This window comes from Enterococcus sp. S183_ASV_20 (genome assembly GCF_018919685.1).
Lineage (GTDB): Bacteria > Bacillota > Bacilli > Lactobacillales > Enterococcaceae > Enterococcus > Enterococcus faecalis.
In genome coordinates, this window is the sequence record NZ_JAHLRI010000013.1 from 63664 (window position 1) to 71490 (window position 7827).

Below are 7827 nucleotides of genomic sequence, written 5' to 3' on the forward strand. Positions count from 1 at the left end.
TTCGCTCTCATTATATCACTAAAAACTAGTCATTTCATCTGAAACTGATGATTTCTCTTTTAAATAGGTTGCCAACAACTGATCTCTTTCTTCGATATAAGTATTCCGGTGGTCCTCTGGATGGACTCGATTAGATAAAAAGATAAACGCTGATTGTTGTCGCACATCAATTAGCAAAAAAGTGCCTGTATAGCCTGTATGGAATAATAATGGCTGTTGCGTAGCTACATCATATTTAAAATCCCAGCCTAGAGAACGTGGTTTATCTGCAGCTGGCACTTGGTTAACTAGTAACAAATCAATTGTCTCTTTTTTCAAGAATTGGTGATTGTGATAACTGCCTCGATTTAAATACATTCGAACAAATTTTGTTAAATCATAGACATTGCTAAACAAGCCAGCATTCCCTGCATGTTCCCGTAAAACAAATGCCTTAGGATCATGGGTTGTACCTCGAATCAACCCTCTTTGTTCATGTAATTCTGTTGGCACACAGTTTAAAGGATTCTTTGGTAGAAACGTACTTTCGTTCATCCCTAAAGGAAGCAATACTCGCTCAGATAAAATTTCTATCATTGATTGCTGTATCATTTCTTCTAACATAAAGCCTAATAAAATAGTCCCTGCATCTGTATAAACAACTTTTTTACCTATCGCTGTGCCTGCGTGAAATGAATGATTGTAGGCGTCTTTTAATTCTTGAGCATTCAGCTGATCACGATTAGGAATATAGCCTTGTAAATCTGCCGTATGTGTCAACAAATGCCGGATTGTAATATTAGGATCTTGAAAAGAGGGATAATAGGTTTGTAATGATTGATCTAGAATAATTTTTCCTTCTTCCACTAATTGTAAAATAACGGTGGTGGTGCCGACTACTTTGGTTAAAGAAGCCACATCAAACAGCATGGCCGAAGTTAATTGTTCTTTGGTGGGTTTTATTTGTGCGAGTCCCCAACAATTGCTCTCCTCTTTTTCACCTTCAATGAAACAAAAACTAGCCCCCGAAAAAACACCTTTTTTCATCATTTTTTGAATTTTCCACTTTGTTTTTTCGTACATTTTTTCACCTTCTATTTTTAATATTAAAGGAAAAGTCTAGAATAAGTTCCGAACAAAAGTAGCGTTAAACTTTTATTCCGACTTTATTCCAGACTTGCTAAAACAAGCTTATTTTGTCTGTCTAAGCGTTTATTTTAAGACAAACCACCATTCCAAGCCAATTGGATCAAACACAGTGACAATCGCTTTTTTCTGGTCAATAAAGAACTCTTGATTTTTTGCCGTTAATTGTTGCTCCATTGCTAAAATATGTTCTTGATCAGAGAGCTTAATGGTAAAGAAATCTAAACCTAAGTGTGGATCAGGTAATTGATCCACTTCACTTGTTTCAGGTTTTTGGAATCCAATAGTTGCTTTGCCATCTTCTAAAACAAATTGATCTTTTTCATTGCGTTTTAAACCCAGAACTTCCTCATAGTATGCTTTTATTTCTTTTTGATTGTTTGTTTTTAATTGCACATGCGCTAAATATGACCCAGCGGCTAACCCTTGATGTGGCTCTAAGTCCTCACTGATAAGATCTTTAAGCACAATTGGTTGCTTTTCAGAAGTCGAATTTGCTGTTGCTTCATCGTGAAAAATCTCAAATTGATTACCTTCAAGATCAGTAATGAACATGCTTTGTCGTGTGCCAATTTGGAAACTTTCATCAATTGGGTAGTCTTGCTCAAGCACTCGTTGAGCAATTTGTAAAAATTCTTTTTCCGTAGGAACTTTAATTGAGAAATAAGCCATTTGCTTTTCTTCATTATGAAAATCTTCGGCTTTTCTAGTTTCTTCTAAAATTAATAATTGCGTTCCTGCTTCACGTGTACCCCAGATAGACAGGTTATTTTCTTCTGACTTTAAAACAAAACCCATTACTTTTTTATAAAAGTCGACCATTTCGCCAACTTTTTTCGCACGAATGGCAATTGTTTTTAATGTCGCAGCTTTTTCTAATTGAAATTCAGTCATTTTTTCTGTTACCTCCATTTTCTTCTCTCCCATTTTATACATCTCTTGCTATTTCATCAAGTAATATCCTGTTTTTCTCAAAAGAAAATAGAAATTTTTCAATTTCGCTAACTTTTTGTCAAAAAAATAGGGCTTTAGGAACCAGTCTTTACGACTATGGTTCCTGAAGCCTCATCATGAATTACTATTTTTTTTGCTACGCCTTTTAGGCCACTTCTTCTGAAAACTGACTGTTATATAAGTCAGCATAAAAACCGTTTTTCGCCATTAATTCATCGTGGGTTCCTGTTTCTACAATTGAACCTTCTGCCATAACGATAATCGTATCAGCATCACGGATAGTCGACAAGCGATGAGCGACCACAAAGCTGGTCCGATTTTCCAATAAACGATTCATTGCTGCTTGAATCAGTATTTCTGTTCGAGTGTCCACACTTGAGGTGGCTTCATCCAAAATTAAAACGTCTGGATTTGCTAAGAATGCTCGAGCAATTGTAATTAATTGTCGTTGACCTTGAGAAATATTGCTGGCTTCTTCATTTAGAATCGTTTGATAGCCTTCTGGTAATTTTCTGACAAAATCATCCACATGGGCTGCTTTCGCCGCACGGATCACTTCTTCTTCGCTCGCTTGGTCATTACCATAATGAATATTGTCATAGATACTTCCAGTGAACAACCAAGTATCTTGAAGAACCATTGAAAAGTGTGCTCGCAACTCTTCGCGAGACAAATCGCGCGTATCTACGCCATCATATTTGATGCTGCCGCTACTAATATCATAGAAACGTTCCAATAAGTTAATTAGGGTTGTTTTTCCAGCACCTGTTGGGCCCACGATTGCGACCATTTCCCCAGGTTTAACATTTAAATTGAAATCTTTCATTAATAATTTCTCTGGTGAATAGCCAAAAGCAACATGTTCAAAAGAAACACGATAAGGACTATCTGTTTCCACTGGTACGTCAGAAGGTTCATCCACCATTTCTTCTTCATCTAATACTTCAAAGACACGTTCTGCCGAAGCTACCGTAGCTTGGATTGTATTCATCAAATTAGCGATTTGAGTAATCGGTTGTGAAAATTGATTGGTATATTGAAGAAATGCTTGGACATCCCCTAAATCCATCATACCATTCGCTACTTTTACGCCACCAAGGACTGCAACAAACACATAGCCTAGATTTTTGATAAAGTTCATTAAAGGCATAATGATCGCTGAAATAAATTGTGCTTTGCGACCAGCATGATATAATTTTTCATTTTCTTTTTCAAATACTTCTTGATCACTTTCTTCGTGGTTGAAACTTTTTACTACTACGTGACCACCGTAGGTTTCTTCGACTTGGTTATTCAATAATCCTAAGCTTTTTTGTTGAGCCGCAAAATGTTTTTGCGAGCGAGGCGCCACAACCATCACAACAATTAAACTTAATGGCACTGTTGCTAAGGCAATTAGTGTTAACTGCCAGCTAATGGTCAGCATCATCCAAAGTACACCCACAAATGTCACGATACTGGTAATTAATTGGGTTAAGTTTTGTTGTAAAGTACTCGCAATATTATCCATGTCGTTAATTGCCCGTGACATAATGTCCCCATTACTATGAGTATCATAATAGGAAATTGGAACTTTGTTCATTTTCGCTTCTAATTCTTGACGTAATTCATAAACTGTTCGCTGTGAAACACGTGTCATAATTACTTGCTGCAAGAAATTAAAGACAGCAGAAATAAGGTACATGGCAATAACAATTAATAAAATTTGACCGATTTTGTCAAAATCAATTGGAAAAGATGTTATTTTTAAGCCTTGTTTCATTTCAGCAGTGCCTTTCATGACGCCTTTAAAAATTTCAGTTGTTGCCTGTCCTAATACTTTTGGTGTTTGAATTTGGAAAACGACGGCTGCGATTGCTAATACTAAGACAGCAATAATTGACAGCATTCGTTTAGACATGTATCGAAATAAACGTTTCACTGTTTTCCAGAAATTTTTTGGTTTTGGCCCTTTTGCGCCAATGTTACGTCCTGGTCCCCCGCCCATTGGTCCGCCTTTTGGTCGACTACTCATGCAAGGTCCTCCTCTCTCAATTGAGAATGTACAATTTCTTGATACGTTTGGTTATTCGCTAATAACTCTTCATGCGTTCCTTTACCAACTAATTTTCCTTCGTCTAATACTAAAATTGTCGATGCTTCCATAACCGTACTTACACGTTGGGCTACTAAAACGACAATTGCATCCGTCATCTGCTCTTTTAAGGCTTTTCTTAAATTAGCATCTGTTTTGAAATCCAATGCAGAAAAGGAATCATCAAAAACATAGACATCTGCTGGTTTTACTAAAGCACGAGCAATAGCCAACCGCTGGCGTTGTCCGCCAGAGAAATTACCGCCGCCTTGTTCGACATGACTATCCAAACCTTCTGCCAATTCTGAAACAAACGCCTTTGCCTGCGCAATTTCTAAAGCTTGCCAAATTTCTTCATCGGTCGCATTTGGGGCGCCGTATTGCATATTTTCACGAATCGTTCCTGTAAATAAAACAGCCTTTTGCGGTACAAAGCCAATCATTTCTCGTAAATTATGCTGTGACGTATCTTTAATGTTTTTACCATTTAGCAAAATTTTGCCAGATTCAACATCATAAAAACGTGGTAAAAGATTAACCAGCGTTGTTTTCCCAGAACCTGTCCCACCAATAATTGCGACCGTCTCCCCAGATTTTGCTGAAAAATCTATATCTTCCAGTGCTAAGTTTTCAGCATGCTGGTAACGATAATTAACATGTTCAAACGCCAATGTTGCTTCGTCGCCTTTTAGAGAGAGCAGTTCTGGATTGGGTACATCTTTGATTTCTGAATCAGTATTTAGCACCTCATTAATCCGATCAGCAGAGGCTTGCGCCCGCGGTACCATGACAAAAATCATGGATAACATCATGAAACTCATCAGAATTTGCATGGCATAAGTCATAAAGGCAATTAAGTTCCCTACTTCTAGTTGCATTTCCGCAATATAATGACCGCCAAACCAAGTGATTGCAATATTGGTACCACTCATAATGAGTGTCATTAAAGGAATCATCAAAGCGACAATCGTATTCACTTTAATCGCCGTTTGTGTATAATCCTTATTGGCTTCATCAAAACGTTGTTCTTCATAGTTTGCTTTGCCAAAGGCCCGAATCACACGAACCCCTGTTAGTCCTTCACGAAAAACTAAATTTAAACGGTCGGTTTTCTTTTGCATGCTTTTAAATAACGGAACCGCTAAAAACATGATACCGCCCACTAAAACAGCCATAATTGGTAAAACATATAGAAAAATTTTCGTTAATTGTGGGTCCTTGTTATACGCCATGAAACTTGCACCAATTAACGTTAAAGGTGCGTTAATCATTAAACGTAAAAACATTTGCATAACCATTTGAATCTGATTGACATCATTGGTTGTTCGTGTAATTAGCGAAGCTGTCCCAAATTTGTCAAATTCATTATTAGAAAAATTTTCAACTTTTCGATAAATATCAGTCCGTAATTTTTTACCTAAACTTTGTGATTCTTTGGTGGCAAAAAAGGTATTTCCAATAGAAGCGACAATGCTAATCAAAGAAAAGCCTAACATGACAACTCCTGTACTCCAAATATAGTTAATATCTCCTTTAGCAACACCGTCATTAATGATATTAGATGTTAATGTGGGCAGATATAAATCTGCGATAATTTGCACGATCATAAATAAAACCGCTGCAAAGACCGACCATAATGACATCCGTTTGACTAGTTTAATCAACTAACTTCTCCTCCTTTTTGCTACTTATAAGCGCCATTTTTCAACCAACTTAATTTCATTTTTAATTGTTTGACTGCTTCAGTTGAATCATAGGCGGTATTTTCTCTTTGTTGACGATACCCATCAACAATTGTTGAGAAAACGGCATGCATCGCCGTCTGCATGAACCATGTGAATTCTTTTGGCGTTTCAATGGTTAATTTCGAACGATCGATTATTTGATAAAGATGTTCTGCATAGGCAGCATGCCCTTTTCTTCCTCTATGCTTATGACAGTGCTGTTTCCTATTTTTTTCCTCTTCCCCAGTCGCTAAATTATCCGTCACCCGACGTGAAACACGATAGTCCATGTTGACAAATAAATTCCGATAGAAAGAAGCATTCTCTCCAGTTAGCACTTCGACAATCATTTTGGAGAAATAGACATCCATGGCTTCGATTAAATCACCATTTTCCGCAATAATTTGTTTCTCTAAATCTCGTTCACTATTTTTTCTTAATGTCGCAAAGTAATAAAAATACAAATCTTCTTTGTTCTCAAAATATTGATAAAAGCTACCGCGCGGAATTCCCGCTAATTTAACAATATTTGCAATTGACGCTTCTTGTAAAGAATGGCGCGAAAATTCAATTTGCGCAGCATCTAATAAGCGTTGTTGCTTTTCTTCTGGCAAATGAAAAAACGTATTCGTAGGCATATTTGTGTTCCTCCCTTTTATGACACATTGTCATATGACACCATGTCATTATAGCACTCTCTATTCAGAATGCAAGTTTTTTACAAAAAAAATCAAGCTCCTAGCAAGACAAAATTGATGTTAGATTCTGTCTCACCAGTTGCTTGATTAATAATAGTGTTTGATGCATTCTTGTAACAAGCCAGCGACCTCTTTTATAGGTCCATTGGCATCTATTCGTTGATAATTAGGATATTGTTCCAATTGGTTTTTGATAAGAATTTCTTGATCATAAAGATTTAAACGTTCTTCAATAATTTTAGGATCAGATTCTCGTTGCTTTAAACGTTGATAAATATTTTCTTTTGAAACGTCAAAAAAAACTGGAATGACGGACTCGCCAAAACGCTCAAAGACCGCTTGAAAGCCCGGAAAAGTTAACGCATTATAGGCTGGATGCTCTTTCGTTGTTTCAACGATGGCAGTTACACCGACACCGTAATAGTTTCCATGGTAAAAATCATACTCCACTAACTGATTGGTTTCAATCAAGGTTTGAAAACTTGCTTTTGTTTCAAAATAGTAATCCACACCATCCACTTCATCCAATCGTTTTTTCCTCGTAGTATGCGAGATAACTTTATAGTTTTTCGGAAAAACCTTACTTGTAATTGCGGTCTTGCCAGAACCACTCGGACCCATAATAACAAAAAATGGATGTTGTAATTGCTTAATCATTAGAAACGCTCCTCTCAGTTGTTTCTATTATAACGTATTGTGCACTATTTTGAAAAATTGACAAAAAAGAGCTTGGGCCAAAAATCATTTTGGATTTTTGGCTCAAGCTTAAAAATTAATAAACGGCGGGAACAGAAGCAACTACCTACTACGATTATCTTGTTTTGCTTAATTACAATAACTAGTCTAAGTTTTGTCCATTAGTTTCGATAACTTGTTTGTACCAATTAAACGATTTTTTTTCATAACGGTTTTTAGTACCATTTCCTTCATCGTCTAAATCAACGTAAATAAACCCATACCGTTTACTCATTTCACCTGTGGAAGCACTGACTAAATCAATACAGCCCCACGGCGTATAGCCCATTAAATCGACGCCGTCTGCAACTGCTTCTGCCATTGCTTCAATATGACGACGTAAATAATCAATCCGATAGTCGTCTGCCACATAGAAATTTTCGTCTACTTTATCAATTGCACCTAAGCCGTTTTCCACAATAAATAAAGGTTTTTGATAACGATTATATAATTCATTTAGGGCAATTCGTAATCCTTCGGGATCAATTTGCCAACCCCATTCACTTGCTTCTAAGAA

The 7827-nt window shown here is 36.7% G+C and carries 7 protein-coding genes; all 7 read right to left on the reverse strand.

All coding sequences use genetic code 11. The features are described from left to right. Positions 1-18: 18 nt before the first annotated feature. The gene (locus KQI94_RS06765; RefSeq protein WP_002389819.1) at positions 19-1062 is read right to left on the reverse strand and encodes a serine hydrolase domain-containing protein; all 1044 of its coding nucleotides are present in this window, start codon (positions 1060-1062) and stop codon (positions 19-21) included. 129 nt (positions 1063-1191) lie between these two features. Continuing rightward, on the reverse strand, positions 1192-2061 hold the full coding sequence (locus tag KQI94_RS06770; RefSeq protein ID WP_002359617.1) for a VOC family protein: 870 nt from the start codon (positions 2059-2061) through the stop codon (positions 1192-1194). Between the two features lie 163 nt (positions 2062-2224). Then, on the reverse strand, positions 2225-4093 hold the full coding sequence (locus KQI94_RS06775) for an ABC transporter ATP-binding protein (RefSeq protein WP_002368893.1): 1869 nt from the start codon (positions 4091-4093) through the stop codon (positions 2225-2227). Continuing rightward, complete coding sequence (locus tag KQI94_RS06780; protein ID WP_002367144.1) at positions 4090-5817, reverse strand: ABC transporter ATP-binding protein; 1728 nt, start codon at positions 5815-5817, stop codon at positions 4090-4092. Before KQI94_RS06780 ends, KQI94_RS06775 begins: the two co-directional genes overlap by 4 nt. 20 nt (positions 5818-5837) lie before the next feature. After that, a complete protein-coding gene (locus KQI94_RS06785) occupies positions 5838-6515 on the reverse strand; it encodes a TetR/AcrR family transcriptional regulator (protein ID WP_002368891.1) in 678 nt (225 codons plus the stop codon). Between the two features lie 147 nt (positions 6516-6662). Next, a complete protein-coding gene (locus KQI94_RS06790; protein ID WP_002389817.1) occupies positions 6663-7232 on the reverse strand; it encodes a guanylate kinase in 570 nt (189 codons plus the stop codon). A gap of 181 nt (positions 7233-7413) precedes the next feature. After that, positions 7414-7827: family 1 glycosylhydrolase (locus tag KQI94_RS06795; protein WP_216454346.1), on the reverse strand; the 414-nt coding region annotated here is incomplete at its 5' end.

Excerpts from the sequence above, each read along its gene's own strand:
- KQI94_RS06765 (WP_002389819.1), bottom strand. The coding sequence starts at position 1,062 with ATGTACGAAAAAACAAAGTGGAAAATTCAAAAAATGATGAAAAAAGGT.
- KQI94_RS06770 (WP_002359617.1), bottom strand. The coding sequence starts at position 2,061 with ATGTATAAAATGGGAGAGAAGAAAATGGAGGTAACAGAAAAAATGACT.
- KQI94_RS06775 (WP_002368893.1), bottom strand. The coding sequence starts at position 4,093 with ATGAGTAGTCGACCAAAAGGCGGACCAATGGGCGGGGGACCAGGACGT.
- KQI94_RS06790 (WP_002389817.1), bottom strand. The coding sequence starts at position 7,232 with ATGATTAAGCAATTACAACATCCATTTTTTGTTATTATGGGTCCGAGT.
- KQI94_RS06785 (WP_002368891.1), bottom strand. The coding sequence starts at position 6,515 with ATGCCTACGAATACGTTTTTTCATTTGCCAGAAGAAAAGCAACAACGC.